At 43.6% G+C, this 17746-nt stretch carries 12 protein-coding genes and 1 tRNA gene; 11 read left to right on the top strand and 2 right to left on the bottom strand.

What is annotated here, in order from left to right:
* Positions 1-31: 31 nt before the first annotated feature.
* The gene (locus G590_RS0104510) at positions 32-655 is read right to left on the bottom strand and encodes a TetR/AcrR family transcriptional regulator (RefSeq protein WP_022764482.1); all 624 of its coding nucleotides are present in this window, start codon (positions 653-655) and stop codon (positions 32-34) included.
* A 200-nt stretch (positions 656-855) separates the two neighbouring features.
* Here G590_RS0104510 and G590_RS18385 point away from each other — a divergent pair, with 200 nt between their 5' ends.
* The 6 genes from G590_RS18385 (at position 856) to G590_RS0104540 (ending at position 10753) form a co-directional block, all read left to right on the top strand.
* Complete coding sequence (locus tag G590_RS18385) at positions 856-2970, top strand: efflux RND transporter permease subunit (protein ID WP_035762530.1); 2115 nt, start codon at positions 856-858, stop codon at positions 2968-2970.
* A 19-nt stretch (positions 2971-2989) separates the two neighbouring features.
* Entirely contained in the window at positions 2990-5950 is a 2961-nt protein-coding gene (locus G590_RS20420) for a hypothetical protein (RefSeq protein ID WP_022764484.1), read from the top strand.
* 124 nt (positions 5951-6074) lie between these two features.
* Positions 6075-7925 (top strand): RsiV family protein, encoded by a 1851-nt coding sequence (locus tag G590_RS0104525; RefSeq protein ID WP_022764485.1) that lies wholly within the window; start codon positions 6075-6077, stop codon positions 7923-7925.
* A gap of 75 nt (positions 7926-8000) precedes the next feature.
* Positions 8001-8072, top strand: a tRNA-Trp gene (locus G590_RS0104530).
* A gap of 121 nt (positions 8073-8193) precedes the next feature.
* Entirely contained in the window at positions 8194-9123 is a 930-nt protein-coding gene (gene cysK, locus G590_RS0104535; RefSeq protein WP_022764486.1) for a cysteine synthase A, read from the top strand.
* Positions 9124-9247: 124 nt separating this feature from the next.
* Entirely contained in the window at positions 9248-10753 is a 1506-nt protein-coding gene (locus tag G590_RS0104540; RefSeq protein WP_022764487.1) for an alanine/glycine:cation symporter family protein, read from the top strand.
* Here the strand turns inward: G590_RS0104540 and G590_RS0104545 are convergent.
* Positions 10731-11363 (bottom strand): 4'-phosphopantetheinyl transferase family protein, encoded by a 633-nt coding sequence (locus tag G590_RS0104545; RefSeq protein ID WP_022764488.1) that lies wholly within the window; start codon positions 11361-11363, stop codon positions 10731-10733. The genes G590_RS0104540 and G590_RS0104545 overlap by 23 nt on opposite strands.
* Positions 11364-11493: 130 nt before the next feature.
* On the opposite strand from G590_RS0104545, the gene G590_RS0104550 reads away from it, so the two are divergent.
* From G590_RS0104550 to G590_RS0104570, 5 genes are all read left to right on the top strand, one after another.
* Positions 11494-12198 carry a LytR/AlgR family response regulator transcription factor gene (locus G590_RS0104550; RefSeq protein ID WP_022764489.1) on the top strand — a complete coding sequence of 235 codons (705 nt, stop codon included), beginning with the start codon at positions 11494-11496 and terminating at the stop codon, positions 12196-12198.
* Position 12199: 1 nt separating this feature from the next.
* Complete coding sequence (locus G590_RS0104555; RefSeq protein ID WP_022764490.1) at positions 12200-13510, top strand: GHKL domain-containing protein; 1311 nt, start codon at positions 12200-12202, stop codon at positions 13508-13510.
* Positions 13507-14628 carry a GGDEF domain-containing protein gene (locus G590_RS0104560; RefSeq protein WP_022764491.1) on the top strand — a complete coding sequence of 374 codons (1122 nt, stop codon included), beginning with the start codon at positions 13507-13509 and terminating at the stop codon, positions 14626-14628. The genes G590_RS0104555 and G590_RS0104560 overlap by 4 nt, the downstream gene beginning before the upstream one ends.
* 97 nt (positions 14629-14725) lie before the next feature.
* Complete coding sequence (locus G590_RS0104565; protein WP_022764492.1) at positions 14726-17146, top strand: glycoside hydrolase family 3 C-terminal domain-containing protein; 2421 nt, start codon at positions 14726-14728, stop codon at positions 17144-17146.
* Positions 17147-17157: 11 nt separating this feature from the next.
* Positions 17158-17712 (top strand): GtrA family protein, encoded by a 555-nt coding sequence (locus tag G590_RS0104570; RefSeq protein ID WP_022764493.1) that lies wholly within the window; start codon positions 17158-17160, stop codon positions 17710-17712.
* Positions 17713-17746: the final 34 nt, after the last annotated feature.

Raw genomic sequence — 17746 nt, forward strand, 5'->3', positions numbered from 1 at the left:
ATCCCAACAGGCTCGTGCCTGCTGGGATTTTTTATTTGGTGGATTTTCTTTTCGGTTTGCCGGTGTAAGCCCTTATTATGCCTCGTACTGTTTCTTCCAGATGAGGTTTAAGTTCATCCAGAGAAACCGGATCACTGTACATTATCGAGCTGTAGCCGGTGGATCCGACAAGTTCGATTATCATAAAAAGCATTACTTCAGGATCACGAAGCTCAAGTCCGGATTCTTCGATCATCTTTTGGTATACTTCGGAAAAGTCTATATCATATTCTGTCATGGGGCTTGTCAGAGCTCTTTTAAACACTGCCCATGAAAGATCCTTATAAATGAAGGAGAGAAGGCCTTTATTGGCGTTAAGCTCATCCAGAACGTAGTCCATTATGAAGATTATGCGGTCCTCAAAATCCGTGATACCGGCGTGTTCCAGTGCATCGTACGCCTGCATGAACAGCTGGGAGGACTTGTGGGCAATAAGCCTGTTCCTTATGTCATATTTGTCTTTAAAGTAAAGATAGAATGTTCCCTTGGCTACTTCTGCCTTATTTACAATATCGGAAATAGAAGTCTTATTGATGCCCTGAGAAGTGAACAACTCAAAAGAGGCATTTAAGAGGTTTTCCATCTTTAGTTTCTTGTTTAAATCTGCTTTTCCCATACAATCACATCCTTCTAAACCATATTATAACATAGCGCTAAAGCGCCCGTTTTTTTATTTCATAGTGAAATTATTAAAAAGAAATAAAATTTATGACTATCGGTCAAAAATAATTGACTCATGGTCATTTATGTGATATACCATAATACAGAAAGTGACTGTTGGTCAATAATTATTTTTTAAAAAGAGGAGTTGGTGTTATGAATAAGCTTTCAAATCTGATTGTAAAGCTGAGATATGTAATCCTGATCGTTGCAGTAGCACTTCTGATTCCATCAGCAGTAGGTTACTTCAACACCAGAGTAAATTACGATATCCTTACTTATCTTCCCAAAGATATTGAAACTATGAAGGGACAGGACGTTCTTCTTGATCAGTTCGGAACAGGTTCTTTTGTTCTGTATGTTGCCGAGGGAATGGAAGAGAAGGATGTTGCAAAATTAAAATCCCAAATAGAAAATGTGGACCATGTTGCGAAGGTCCTCTGGTATGACTCGGTAATGGATCTGAGCGTTCCGATGGAAATGCTTCCGAGCGATGTGTATGAAGCCTTTAACAGTGGCGATGCCACAATGATGTTTGTGGTATTTGACTCAGGAACATCTGAGGACTGCACAATGGATGCCATTGAAGATATCAGAAAGATTTCTAATAAGCAGTGCTTCATGAGCGGTATGAGTGCCATCGTTACAGATACTAAGAATCTGGCCATGAAGGAAACACCGGTTTACGTAGGTATAGCTGTTCTTCTGGCTGTAATAGTACTTTCACTGACAATGGATTCCTATCTGATTCCGTTGTTCTTCCTTCTTAGTATAGGAATGGCAATCGTCTACAACATGGGAACCAATGTGTTTAAAGGAGAGATTTCTTTTATCACACAGTCACTGAGTGCAGTACTTCAGCTTGGTGTAACTCTTGATTACTCAATCTTCCTGTGGCACAGCTATCAGGAGGAACTGGAAAAGACATCTGATAAGAATGAAGCCATGGCAAACGCCATAACGGCGACCTTCCAGTCGGTTATCGGAAGTTCAATTACAACAATTGCAGGTTTCGTTGCTCTTTGCTTCATGAGCTTTACACTGGGACTTGATCTTGGTGTTGTAATGGCCAAGGGCGTTATCTTCGGAGTTGTTGGATGTGTAACAATTCTCCCAAGCATGGTACTTGTATTTGACGGTCTTATTGAAAAGACCAAGCACAAGCCTTTGATGCCTGAGTTTGATAAGCTGCCAAAGTTTATTGCAAAGCATTATCTCGCATTCTTTGCGATATTCCTGGTACTGATTGTTCCGGCGATATACGGCAATAATCACACTTCAGTTTACTACGACCTGACTCAGACACTTCCTGACAGCCTTGAGAGCGTACAGGGAGCCAACAAAGTCGATGAGAAATTTGAAATGAACTCCGCGTATATGCTTCTGGTGGATAAGAACCTTGACAGTGCTTCAATGAACCGGATGATAAAAGAACTCAAGAATACAGACGGAATCCTTTCAGTACTCGGCGCAGATTCGATTGTAGGACCGGCTTTTCCAAGAGAGCTCATTCCTGATGATGTGTTATCTGATTTAGAGAGCGATGAATGGCGAATGGTTCTTTTGACAACTGATTATAAGATTGCATCTGATGAGATCAACGAGCAGATAGCAAGCGTTGATAAGATTGTAAAGAGCTATGATCCAAAGGCTATGGTCGTAGGTGAGGCTCCTTGTACCAAGGACCTGATAACAATAACAGACCATGACTTCCAGGTAGTTAATATAGTATCCATCGGACTGGTATTCCTTATCATTGCATTTGTACTTAAGTCCGTATCGCTTCCGTTTATTCTGGTTGCGGTTATTGAGTTTGCAATCTTTGTTAATATGGGACTTCCGTATTACACAAATACAACAATACCTTTCATTTCATCAGTAGTTATCGGAACCATACAGCTTGGTGCCACAGTTGACTATGCGATCCTGATGACAACCAGGTATCTGAATGAGAGAAGCAGCGGCCATGACAAGAAAGAAGCTACACTGATAGCTCTTTCGACAAGTATGAAGTCGGTTATTGTAAGTGCGCTTAGCTTCTTTGCAGCAACCTTCGGCGTAGGACTTATATCAAGTATTGACATGATCGGTTCTCTTTGCATGCTTATGGCAAGAGGCGCCATCATCAGTATGGTTACCGTACTTCTTGTTCTGCCGGCTATGTACATGCTCTTTGACAAGCTTATCATGAGAACAACATTCGGACTGCAGACAGAGGAAAAAGAACATCACCATATCGGAGATTTACTCCACAGACATAAAGTAGCTTAATTCCCAGGAGGAGAAAACAATGATCAGAAAGAATTTAATCAAATCATTATCAGTGGTTATGGCAGCAATGCTGGCAGTTATGACAGTAGCATGTGGCCAGACAACAGCAGATACACAGACACAGACAGCAGTAGAAGAGACAGCAGAAGAGGCTGAACTCGAAGAGAAGATAACAGGCAATTCCGTTGTGACAGGATCCGAGGCAGATGCCGGAAAGGTTGAAACCGTATATGTAACAGCGGATGCCAACGGAGCTGTAAACGATGTTATCGTAAGCGAGTGGCTCAAGAATGCCACAGCTTCATCGGAAATATCAGATACTACTGAACTTAAGGATATTGTCAATGTAAAGGGAACTGAGACATTTAAGGACAACGGAGACGGCTCACTTACATGGGACGCTGAAGGATCGGATATTTACTATCAGGGAACTACAGACAAACAGCTCCCTGTTACCATGAAGATCACATACACTCTTGACGGAAAAGAGATTACTCCTGAGGAACTTGCAGGAAAGAGCGGAAGAGTAACAATCCGTTTCGAGTATGAGAACAACGCTAAGCAGACAGTTAATGTCGATGGAAAAGACATTGAGGTTTACACACCGTTTGCAATGGTATCCGGTATGATGCTTGATTCAGACAAGTTCTCAAACGTTGAGATATCAAACGGTAAGGTTATCTCTGACGGCGGCAACTATGTGGTTATGGGTGTTGCCCTTCCGGGTCTTAAAGAGAGTCTTGATATCTCTGATGATAAGTGGGATGAGCTTGAGGATGCAGATGAGATCAAGGAAAAGCTTTCAAACAGCTTCGAGATCACTGCTGATACTACAGACTTCGAGCTTGGAATGACAATTACAATGGCAAGTTCAGACATCCTTTCAGATTTTGGTCTCACAGATATCACAGGATCTGATAAGATTGAGGATCTTAAAAATGATATGGGAGATCTCAATGACGGATCAAATCAACTTGTAGACGGAGCAAAAGAGCTTAAGGACGGAACAGGAGAACTTAAGGACGGAACAGGTAAGCTCTATGACGGAACAAGCAAGCTTTATGACGGAACAGGTAAGCTTGCAGACGGAGCCGGAGAACTTAAGGACGGAACAAGCAAACTCTATGACGGAGCCGGAACTCTTCGTGACGGCGCAGGCACACTTGCCGGCGGAACAGCAACATTAAAAGATGGAATTTCAGCTTATACAAACGGTGTTTCACAGGTCAATGACGGCGCAGTAGCTCTTGCACAGGGTGCAACAACTGCTAAACAGGGATCTTCAGCGCTGAAGACCGGAGCAAGCCAGCTTGCAGACGGTGCTAATACACTTGCCAGAGAAGTAAGCGGATTGGGCGAGCTTCTTCCTGCTTATAAAGCAAGGATCAACGGACTGACAGATGCAATGAATCAGAACGTTACTGCACTCACTGCAAAGAGAAGTGCACTTGAAAAGACACAGAACTTCCTTGCAACAGGCCAGGGTTGGGATGAGGATGTAGCAAGCACGATTGCTGAGCTGGCAGGAGCACCTGTATCTCAGGAGGATGCTACAAAACTGGTTCTTTATGCAAAGCAGGCACTTGCTGCATCTGCTGAGGAGACTCCTGCACTTCCTTCTCCCAAGGCAGCAGCTGCCGCACAAGCTGCGCAGGCAGGTCAGCCCGATCAGACTTCTGCAGAGACTACTGAAACTGTAAATGTCGATATTCCGGACAACGGCGATGAACTGGTACAGGAAGTTACATCAGATACCATTACAGAGGATGATGGCTCTGAGACACCTGTTGTGACAGAGACACCCGTTGTAACAGAGACACCTGTTGTGACAGAGACACCTGTTGTAACAGAGACACCTGTAGTAACAGAGACACCTGTAGTAACTGAGACTCCTGTAGTAACTGAGACTCCTGTAGTGACAGAGACACCTGTACAAACAGAGACACCTGCGACAGAGAATTACAGTACAACTACCTTTACTGTTACTGATCTGACACCTGAAGGTGATGTAGATGCAATGCTTGGTGCATCACTTGCTACAGACTTAAATGGGGATTCATCAGCTGATGAAGCGAAAATTGCGAAGCTTGAGGAAGAGCTTAAGAAGACTCAGGAACAGCTTCAGGAGGCATTGACAGCAGCGCAGACAGCCAAGACAGAAGCAGAAAAATACGGAGCTCAGGCACAGGCAGCAGCTGATGGAATGAATTTATATTATCAGGCAGCGCTTCAGTACAGACAGGGCGTTGAAGACCTTAAGGCAGGAATGAGAGTAGTTGCCAAGTACCAGAAGCTTGTTGGTGCAACAAGTGCAGCTATTACTGCAATTGATCAGACATTGGCAAGCCTTGGCAGCATCGGCCTTGATCCTGAAGAGCTTGCAGGTATTATGTCAACAGTTGAGACAAAAGCAGGTGAGCTTCAGAACGGTACAGCAGCTCTTGCAAACGGAGCAAATCAGGTATACGGCGGTGTAACACAGCTTGACGGTGGTCTTGGTGAGCTCAGCGCAGGTGCAAACCAGCTTGCTTCAGGAACAGGAACCCTTGCTTCAAAGAGCGGAGAGCTCAATGACGGCGCAAGTAAGCTTAACGATGGCGCAAACAAGCTCAGTGACGGAACTGCAGAACTTAAGGATGGTGCCGGTCAGCTTAACGATGGAGCCATGGAGCTTCTTAAGGGTGCCGGTGATCTCAACGATGGCGCTAAAGAGCTTAACGACGGTGCTAAGAAACTTGATGACGGCGTAGCAACACTTGATGACGGAATGCAGCAGCTCTTAGACGGTGTTGTAAAGCTTGATGAAGAGGGTATCAAGAAGCTCTATGAAGCATTCGACGGAGATCTTACAGATTTCGCTGACAGAATGAGTGCAATCCAGGAAGCAGGCAACAGTTACACATCATTCGGTGGTTCAAGCAGTGATGTGGACAGCAGCGTTAAGTTCATCTTCAAGACAGACAGCATTAAGAGCCTTTAATATAACTAAATCCCGCTTTTGAAACGGTCTGAGACCGAAGTGTGTTGCAACACTTCGGTCTTGTTTTTTGTTTATATGTTATAATCAAAAACCGAGACTTGTGAGATTTAGGAGATCAGTGGATATGAAAAAGAGATTTTTTACAGCTGTTATGGCTGCTTTCGTGATTGGAAACGTGCTTGTAGGTTGCAGTGCAGAAAAAGAGTATGCAGGCATCAATATAAATGAGCCGGAATCAGAAGCGACACAAGACTCTTATCTTGATATCAAACCACAATACACCTTGATAACCGATGATTACATGTATGTCGTGGATGAAAACGGCGATAAGGTGAGAGGGTTTTTCAAGGCTGATATTATAAAGGCGATCGGGGATGAAATAAAAATATCATATTATCTCAGATTGGTGACAGCCTTCGAAAATATCGCGATATGCGCATACGATGAATACGGAGCTGATGAAGTTAAGTTCTATGCATATAATTGTGACACCAAGGAGGTAGTTAACTTCTTTAACGGTAAGTTTTATCCGAGTGCAACAGATTATTACAATGGTAATGTTCTGATAAGATATAGCGATGTTGAATATTCATTTACAATAAATGAGGATCTTACTTATACAGAAAATGATCCTGTTAATGAAGATTTTTTTGAGATTCTCGCTGATTATAAGATAGAGAAACCCCAGGATCGCAGTAACAAAGGCATTTCGGTGGCAAGAACTTTGGATGAAACAGGATATCTTCTGGTAAGTGCAAAAGACGAAGATCCTAACGGCGGAGATTCAAATCGCGGATATTTTATGTTAAAAAGCGATGGATCAGTTACAGCGCTTCCGCAGATTAAAGGTGAAAGAGTTACGATTGCAGACTACAGCAGATCAGGAATCATCTACGAAACATCCAAGGATTGGGATTTTGAAAAGGCTTACTGCCTTGATACTGATACTCTTGAAGTCAAAGAACTTCCCTGGGAGGAGCAGAAAACCTCTCTTGGCATAAATGACGGCATTCTTTATTCATGTGATAACACCGAGTCAGATGTATACATGATAGATACCTACGATTACTATGCGTATGACATGGCAAGTGGCGAGGAGAGTAAGATCTTTTCAACAAGATCCGTTCCCGGAAGCGGATATGGTCTTGGCAGGAAGGGCGACTTCCAGATGTGCGGAGACAATGCTTTTGTACTTGATGTAGCAGGAGACAAGATCAAGTGGCTCAGGGTAAGCTATGAGGATGGAAATGTGTCTTTTACCGATATAGATTGTCCTGTCAGAGACGTGACACCGCTTTCGTATGGCACTGTTGAATACGAAGCCGAGAGCTACGTGTGCCCGAAATGCGGGAAGGTTGTAAGCAAGAGCTATGAGGAATATCCGGTTATAGATGAAAGTTATTCAGAGCATGCAGATGAGATCAACAATAGTTTAAAAGAGCTTTTAACTGCTGATGATTTTTATGATTACAGTGATGATGATTGTGATATGCATGATTATGAAGAAGGTCTTTTTGATACTCATGAATCCCTGGTCTGGGAAATGAATGTTATAAATGACAGGTTCCTTACTGTAGATATGTCAACATACTCGATGGCTGTTGGTGGAGCCCATGGTTATGGAACCGATTATCAGGTGGTCTATGATCTTGAGACGGGAAAACGCCTTAAAAACGAAGATATATTCAGAGGTGATGAAGAGCAGTTTAAGACCTTTATTGCAGAAAAGACAAGAGAATATGCGGCGAACAGCGATGAAGATGAGCGTAGCAGATTCTTTTCACCTGACCTTGATGCAATCTATGATATGGCTTATGAGATCGCAAGCTTTGAAAATACAAACCTGGAATATTATGATGATCATCTGGAGCTTGTTTATCTGCAATATGAGATTGGGCCTTACGCTGCAGGCGTTTTCTATATCGATATCTCGTATGAGGATTTTATAGGCGCAAATACGCTAACTATTGAATGAATTTTTCTTATTTACAAACATGGTACAGCATGCTATACTATGTTTCGTTGACGCGCTGTTGCGCAGATACGGAATAGGGGAATCATACAATGGCTAGTATCACGGTCTCCAAAACCGTTCATGCGGGTTCGAATCCTGCTTCCCCTGCTACTTCAGAAAGGTTGAAAACTAGATTTTACTAGTCTTTCAGCCTTTTTTGTTTGCAAACAGGAGATTTTTGGTATACTAGAGGATATATTTTAAATCAGAGAGATGGGGAAATTTTGTCATGATTTACGAGAATGTACTTGAGGCAGTCGGGAATACTCCGCTGATACGCCTTAACAGGATGACAGGTGAGGACAGTGCTGAGATACTTGTTAAGTTTGAGGGGACAAATATCGGCGGATCCATCAAGACCAGGACTGCGCTCAACATGATAATAGAAGCTGAGAAACAGGGGCTTATCCACGAGGATACCGTTATAGTCGAGCCTACAAGCGGCAACCAGGGAATAGGACTTGCGCTTGTAGGAGCAGTAAGGGGCTATAAGACCGTTATCATCATGCCGGATTCTGTCAGCGAGGAGCGCAGAAAGCTTATAAGACACTACGGCGCAGAGGTTGTACTGATCCATGACGACGGCGATATAGGAAAGTGTATAGATGAGTGCTTAAAGGCAGCTCTTAAAATGCGCGACGAGGATCCAAAGGTCTTTGTACCACAGCAGTTTGAGAATCCAAACAACACTATGGCTCACAAAAAACATACTGCGGTTGAGATCATTGAGCAGGCAGGAAAGCCGATCCACGGATTTTGCTCGGGTATAGGTACAGGCGGAACCCTTACAGGTATCGGTGAAGTGTTAAAAGACAAATATCCTGACATCGAGATCTGGGCTGCCGAGCCTGAGAATGCAGCCATTCTCGCAGGCGGAAATATCGGAACTCACATGCAGATGGGAATCGGAGACGGTATTATTCCTGATATTCTCAACCGGAATATCTATGACAATATCTATGTTGTATCCGATGATGAGGCCATAACTACATCCCAGAAGCTTGCAAGGCTTGAGGGCCTTATGTGCGGAATATCTAGCGGAACCAACGTGGCAGCAGCAATTAAGCTTGCTAAAAAGCTTGGACCGGGCAAGACGGTAGTGACTGTTCTTCCCGATACGGCTGAGAGATATTTCTCAACTCCACTTTTTGATGAATAAATTTAACTTTTTATTGCTTTAATGCGTTGCAGTATGATATACTAACCGGGAACAAGGGCGTTCGAATCGAATTAATTCGTGCGCCTTTTTCTTATATCTGAGGTTTAGTTAGGAGGAGATGCATATGGGCAATTTATTAACTTCCGTTGAGAACATCAACAATGCTGTTAACGGTTTTGTATGGGGACTTCCCATGCTGATTCTGCTGGTTGGAACCGGCATTTTAATGACAATTCTCACCAAAGTATTCCAGATTTCTCACTTTAAGCACTGGGTCAGGAGTACCATAGGCGGAATATTTAAGGATAAGCATGTCACAGCCCACACAGGCAAAGACGATACGCAGATTTCACAGTTCCAGAGTCTTTGTACCGCTCTTGCGGCAACTATCGGAACCGGTAATATCGCAGGTGTCGCAGCAGCCATTCTTGCAGGCGGTCCCGGAGCGATATTCTGGATGTGGATTGTTTCTTTCTTTGGTATGATGACCAATTTCTCCGAGAATGTTCTCGGAATTTACTACAGGCGCAGAAATGAGCGCAATGAATGGTGCGGAGGCGCAATGTACTATCTCAAGTACGGTCTTGGCTCCAAGAAAGGCTTTGCTCATATCGGAGCATTTCTTGCTGTTATGTTCAGCCTTTTCTGCGTAATCGCATCTTTTGGTATCGGCAATATGAGTCAGATCAATTCTATTGCGGTCAACATGAATTCAGCTTTTGGTATACCATACGTTTTCACCGGTGCACTTCTTATGGCACTTGCAGGCCTTGTTATTGTGGGCGGTCTTAAAAGAATCGCATCCGTAACTGAGAGACTGGTGCCCTTCATGGCAGTGATCTACCTAGTTTGCACAATTGTAATTATTGTTCTTAATTTTGATAAAGCAGGTGCTGTATTCGCCTCCATTATAAAGGGAGCCTTCGGTATGAGAGCAGTAGGCGGCGGAATTGTAGGAAGCGGAGTTGCCTATGCTATGCAGTGGGGAATGAAGCGCGGAGTATTCTCCAACGAGGCAGGTCTTGGTTCATCGGTTATGGTCCATTCTTCATCCAATGTAAGAGAACCTGTAGTTCAGGGAATGTGGGGAATCTTTGAGGTATTTGCAGACACAATTATCGTATGCAGCCTTACAGCTTTTGCTGTACTTTCCAGCGGACTGGTCAATCTTGATACAGGTGAGGTTGTTTCTGACGCGGTTTCAACAGCTCTTGTTGCAGAGGCTTTCTCAACAGTATATGGCAAGGCCGGTGCAGCTTTTATAGCCATCGCAATCCTGTTCTTTGCGTTCTCGACAGTACTGGGCTGGAGTCAGTACGGAAGCAAGGCTTTTGAGTATCTGTTTGGTACAAAGGCATCCAAGATATATCAGCTTGTATTTGTAATCTTCATCATGGTAGGCGCTACAATGGACCTTACTCTTGCATGGGATCTTTCAGATACCTTCAACGGTATGATGGCTATTCCGAACCTTATCGGTGTACTGGCACTTTCGGGAACAGTAATGAAGATAACACAGAACTACGTTGACAGAAAAATAAAAGGAAAGCACGTTAAACCCATGCTTTCCGCTGTAGATGAGATTCAGGAGCTACATGAAGAAGAACTCAAAATGGCTTCAGGAGAGTAAACTCATCGCACTCTGAACAAATTGTTATCTGATAGTTTTCGATTTCATATGGTAAAAGATTCAGTGCCTCACAGTCATACACGGCTGATGAGGCCTTTATCTTGCCGTTTTCAAGGCGCAGGGAGATGCCTTTTGGCTCCATGGCTATCCCTTTTCCGCTGTGTTTCATGATGCTCTCTTTTACGGTCCAGAGTCTTGTATAGACTTTGTCCGCATCATTTTCGCTGTCCATAAGCTCTTTTGCCAGATTCTGATCATCTTCGCCAAATACATAGTTTACAAGGCTGTCCTTAAAATGCTTGATCTTCTCGATGTCTACGCCAATCTCTCTGTCTGAAATGCCAAGGATGACAACATCTCCTGAATGGGATATATTGAAAAAGATATCGCCATGTCCCTTGATGCGTGGCTTTTTGTTCTGATCCGGCATTACTTCATAGCTTGAGATACCGATGTCCTTCATGGCTGTGTCAAGAAGTATTCCGGCACCAAGGGATAATAGCTTTGAGTGCTGCGGTTTGAAGGCATCGATTTTTTCTTTTCTGAAATCCGGCATCCTGCGGTACCATATATCAAACTGCCCGGGATCCTGAAGAGAATCAATATTCATGATGTATAATCTGTTTTGTGTTTTCATGACGTCATTATAGCACCGGATGAACGCAAGGAAAATTGTCAAAAGGGCATATGTACAATAAATAGTGTATAATAATACGTAAGAGAGATTGGAGAAGTCATAGATGATAAACCTTGCAATTGTAGAGGATGAAGATTCATATGCGGATCAGCTCACTGAGTTTGTGAACAGATACCAGCAGGAGAGCGGTAATCATTTCAAGATCACAAGGTTCAGAGACGGAGATGAGATCACAAACGGCTACAAAAGTCAGTTTGATATTATTCTCATGGACATAGAGATGAAGCTTGTCGACGGAATGACGGCGGCTGAGGAGATAAGAAAGCTTGATCAGAATGTGGTGATCATGTTTATCACCAACATGACAAGCTATGCCATAAGGGGGTATCAGGTGGATGCTCTCGATTATGTCCTTAAGCCTGTGAGTTACTTTGCCTTTTCCCAGAAGCTTGACAGGGCTCTTGGCAGGGTCAAGAAAGAGGACTCCAACATCATTTCCATTGAGATGTCATCCGGAGTTAAAAAGCTTGATATCGACAATATCTTTTATATTGAAAGCCAGGGGCATAATCTGAATTTCTATACAGGAGCCGGAGAGTTTACCATAAGGGCCAAGCTCTCTGATTTTGAACAGCAGCTTGCTCCGTACCATTTCTTCAGGAGCAACAAGGGCTATCTTGTTAATCTCAAATATGTGGACGGCGTTGAGAAGGGTAGCTGCATCATAGCAGGTAAACAGCTCCTCATAAGCCGTGCCAGAAAAAATGACTTTATGACAGCGCTTACTGATTACATGGCAGGAATATGATATGGAAAACTATTATCAGGATATACCCAGACTATATACGGCCATCGCGGAATGGCTGGCCTGCATTACCTATTGCCTTGTCTTAAAGCGCAAGGTCAAGAGAAGCAGCTTTATAATAATCTCTGTGGTTGCACTTTTGGTGCAATCTCTTTTTCTTGTTTTCACGGCAAATCTTCCCATATTCTTCTGGATTCCATGTATGCTCATGGCAGTTGGTTTCATGTTTGTTTTCATGTTTATCGTATGCGATGATACGGTGAATGTGGTCGGATATTACTGTGCAAGAGCGTTTCTTCTGGCAGAACTGGCAGCATCTTTGGAATGGCAGCTGGCATGCTTCTTCAGGAGATTCAATGATTCGATGGTGAATCAGGTTTTCATTCTGATCCTGGTCTATGCTTTTGTGTTTGTATGGGCTCATCATATGGAAAAGAGTATAACAAGAGGTATTTTCCAGCTGGAGATAAACACACATGAGCTTTTGGCAGCGATACTTATAGCGGCAGCAGTCTTCGCTTTCAGCAATCTCAGTTTTATTTTTTCAAATACACCGTTTTCTGTAGGTGTTGCGGCGGATGTCTTTTATGTAAGGACTCTGGTGGATGTAGCCGGTATCATGATCCTCTATGTATATCAGAGCCGTATCTGTGAGCTTCTTGCAGAAAAAGAGCTGAGTAACATCCATTCGATGCTCAAAGCCCAATATGATAAGTACAGAAACTATCAGACTACCTTCGATATGATAAACGTCAAATACCATGACTTAAAGCATCAGATTGCAGGGCTCCGTGCGGAGATGAGCGAAGAACAGAGACAGGAGTGGATAGACTCACTGGAGCAGGAGCTTGAATCCTACAGTCCGGAGCTGCAGACGGGCAATAGTGTTCTGGATACACTGATCGCCGGAAAAATGATGAGCTGCAGGGCCAATAACATCAAAGTTACCTGTGTTGCGGATGGAAATATACTTGATTTCATGCATGTTGCCGATATCTGTACCATATTCGGAAATGCCCTGGATAACGCTATAGAGAGCGTTTCGCTCATTGATGATCCGGAAAAGAGACTCATCCACATATCTGTGTCTCCGAAGAAAAATTTTGTTATAATACAAATAAACAATTATTGCGAAAACCAGATAAAGATAAAGAATGGTTACCCGGTGACAACTAAGGCAGATAAGAGCAGTCACGGTTTTGGGTTAAAGAGTATACGATATACTGTCGATAAATATCATGGAAGTGTCACTTTTGATGTTAACAAGAACTGGTTTGAACTCAAGATACTTATACCTCGCGGAGGAATAGCATGAGTATATACGGAACAGTCATTCAGGACTATGTGGGTTTTGTGCTTCTGGTAGCTCTTTTGTACAGCAGCAGGATCAGGCGATCAGATAAGCAATTGGGACTCAGATTATTTACAATGATCACTATTATGACAATGATAGCCTGCATTGTAGATTCCCTGTCCTTTTTTGTTGACGGAAAGCCCGGGCTCTTTATGAGGATCGTTGGCATTGTGACCAACACCTATTGCTTTGTTGTCAATCCGATATTTATCGCATCCTGGTGTCTTTACGAGGACCTGAAACTGTATAAATCCATGGCCAGGGTTAAGAGAATATATACTTATGCATTTATTCCTGCAATTTTGCTGGTTGTCATTGCGCTGGTCAATATGTTCCTGCCGATCATCTTTTATCTGGATGAGAATAATGTATATCACAGACTTCCCTTCAATTATGCATATTATATTGTGGATATAGGGTATGTTCTGTTCAGTATCTGGATATTTAAATCCTATGAAAAACGATATGGAAGACCACGGTTTTTCCCGTTGTTTATTATGTTAAGCCCTATAATTCTGGGATGCGGGATCCAGGTTCTGTTTTATGGTGTATCACTCATATGGGTGTCCATGGGTGTAGGTCTTACAGCCATTTATATGTCCATACAGAACGAGTTTTCATATCAGGATAAACTTACCGGACTTTATAACAGAGCTTATCTGGATTACATGCTGGAGAGCAGTACCAGAGACAAGAAACCTCTGGGCGGCATCATGATAGACGTTGATTACTTTAAACAGATCAACGATACCTACGGTCATTCATATGGCGATGAGGCGCTGATTGATGTTGCAAGGATCATAACCTTTGCCAAGCCTGACAAGGCAGTGGCAATAAGATTTGCCGGAGATGAGTTCATAGTCATGCTGAGGTCTGCCAATGAGAAGCAGATGCAGAGCATGGTCGAGAGCATAAGAGAAGAACTCAAGATGTTTAATGAAACAGAAGAGCGAAGATATAAGCTGTCTCTTTCGCTGGGATACAGTATATACGAACCGGCTCATGACTCGATCGATATCTTCTTGAAGCGCATGGATGACAACATGTACGAGGAAAAGAAGGAGAAACACACAAGATAGTTTAATTACCGTTCATGACAAAAATCGTACCGTTTGTGACAAAAACGGCACGATTTTTTTTGCGTGCTAGTATAAAGTCAGCGAAAGGAGAGAAAACGTGAAATATCAGGACATAATCTCAAAGATGACAATTGAAGAAAAAGCAGCCTTTTTAAGCGGAAAAGGTGAATGGGAGACAAGAGATTTTGAAAGACTCGGAATTCCTTCAATCTTTTGCTCGGACGGACCTCACGGAATCAGAAAACAGGCCGGAGCCGGAGATCATTTGGGACTTAATGAGTCACTTCCTGCGACATGCTTTCCTACTGCTGCAACAATAGCAAACAGCTGGGATGAGGACCTTGGAGAATCACTTGGTGAGACTCTCGGTGAAGAAGCCATGGCACTTGGAGTAAATGTACTGCTTGGCCCGGGACTTAACATAAAGAGAAGCCCTCTCTGCGGAAGAAATTTTGAATACTTCTCAGAGGATCCGTACCTTGCAGGTAAGATGGCGGCATCCTATGTAAGAGGAATCCAGTCCCAGGGAGTATATGCATGCCCCAAGCACTTTGCGGTAAACTCTCAGGAGCTTCGCAGAATGGCTATGAATTCTGTTGTTGATGAGAGAACTCTCAGAGAGATTTATCTGACAGGTTTTGAGATCGCAGTCAAAGAGGGCGGCGCCAAGACCATAATGTCAGCTTACAACGAAGTTAACGGCACTTATGCCAATGAGAATAAGCATCTGTTAAAAGAGATACTCAGAGATGAGTGGGGATTCGACGGAATCGTGATCACCGACTGGGGCGCAAGTAATGACCATGCGCTCGGAGTTGCGGCAGGATCCAACCTTGAGATGCCAAATCCCGGACTTGACTCAGCAAGAGAACTGATAGATGCAGTAAAGAGCGGCAAGATTTCTGAGCAGGACGTTGATGAGAGAGTGGACGAACTTCTCGATGCTGTAATGACTCTTACATCAAATGCAAAGGGCAGAAAAGAGCAGTTCGACAAGAATGCACATCACGGAATTGCCAGAAGGGCAGCAGCTGAGAGTGCAATACTTTTAAAGAATGAGGATAACATTCTTCCTCTTAAGAAGGGGGCCAAGGTTGCCATAATCGGCGATTTTGCCTTCGTTCCAAGATATCAGGGAGCAGGATCATCCCTTGTCAACCCTACTAAGGTAGAGACAGTATCTGAGCTGGTTTCAAGCTATGACCTTCAGGTTGTGGGCATGAGCCGCGGATATTCAAGAAGCGGAGAGGAAGATGCACAGACCCGTCAGGAAGCACTGGATCTGGCTTCAAGAGCGGATATAGTTCTTTTCTTCTTTGGACTTAATGAAAATTCGGAATCTGAGGGTATGGACAGAACCCATATGAGAATTCCTCAGAATCAGATAACACTCCTTCAGGAGCTGGGACAGGCCAATGCAAATCTTGTCGGTGTTATCAGCGCAGGATCTGCCATTGAGATGCCATGGCATCATTATTTCAAAGCACTGCTTCACTGCTACTTAAACGGACAGGCGGGAGCCGGTGCAACTCTGGATATTCTTACAGGATCGGTTAATCCTTCCGGTAAGCTTTCCGAGACAATACCAAGGAGACATGAGGACACACCTGCTTATCGCTATTATCCGAGTCAGCAGAGAACATCCGAGTACAGAGAAAGCCTTTATGTGGGCTACAGATACTATGATACGGCAGATGTTCCGGTGCTTTATCCCTTTGGATTTGGCCTTTCTTACACAAGCTTTGAGTATTCTGACATAACAGCAGATGACAGCGGAGTGTCTTTTTCGATTAAGAATACAGGAAACGTGGACGGCGCAGAAGTGGCGCAGCTCTATGTATCCCTTCCGGACGGAAAGGTATTCAGACCGGCAAAAGAGCTTAAGGGCTTTAAGAAAGTTTATTTAAGAGCCGGTGAAGCTCAGAAGGTAACAATATCTTTTGACGATAAGACCTTCCGTTTCTATAACGTAAGGACTGATGCCTGGGAGATCGAAGGCGGTCGCTACAACATAATGGTTGGAAGCAGCAGTGCAGATATAAGGCTCAGTGCAAATGTTGAGATACAAGGTACAGCTGCTGACCTTCCATACAGCAAGGAAGAGATGCCTTCCTACTACACCGGCAAGATCGAGAATGTAGGGGATGCCGAATTTGAGAAGCTCCTCGGAAGGCCGATTCCCGATGGAAAGTGGAGCGGACAGCTTACAAGGAATGATGCTCTGTGTCAGATGTATTACGCAAAGAGCGGACTTGCAAGATTTGCATATAATCGCCTCACTGCAATGAAGAAAAAGGCTGACGATAAAGGTATCCCGGATCTGAACACTCTTTTCATATACAACATGCCTTTCAGGGCTATGGCCAAGATGACCGGAGGTGCTGTGAGCATGGAGATGGCAGACGGAATTGTCAATCTGGTGAACGGCCACTTCTTTAAGGGCCTTGGAGCAATAATAGGCGGATACTTCAGAAACAGTAAGAAGAACAAAGCCTATGAAGCGAAGATGAAAAAGTGAGGGGACTGAAAATGAAATTTTGGAATGATTTTGCTGAAAAACATCCTGCTGTAGCCAAGTGGGTCAGAGAAGGCGGACTGTTTGTGATAGTAAGTAACGCCATAACGGTATTTAAGTATCTTTTGCTTACTTTCCTGCCTGCTGCATTTGCCTTTATGGGTGACAGGAGTTTTGGATGGCCGGGAATTCCGGTGACTTTATTCGGAGAGACCTTTGAGTGGAACATCCTGGGATATGACCAGGCCCACGGAGGACTTGCCTATTTTACCGCATACATGATTGCCATGATCATCGGAGAGTGTATTAACTTTCCTATCCAGAAGCTTTTCGTGTTCAGAAATCATGAAAAGCCCGGTAAGCAGATTGCATGGTATGTGATGGCATTCATAGTAATTACCTGCATTGTAAATTCCATAAACTGCGTTTGGGTTGCAGTTGCAGGAAAGTTCGTTCCGGCATGGGTTTACAACATAGGAACCACAGTACTTAACGGCGGAGTGTCCATGGTAGTATTCTTCTTTGTCAATAAGATAATATTCCCCGAGACACCCAAGGATGCCGAGTAATTAAAAGATCGCAAAGGGCTGACCACCCTTTTTG

It is taken from the genome of Butyrivibrio sp. XPD2006, assembly GCF_000420865.1.
In the GTDB taxonomy this organism is placed as follows: domain Bacteria; phylum Bacillota; class Clostridia; order Lachnospirales; family Lachnospiraceae; genus Butyrivibrio.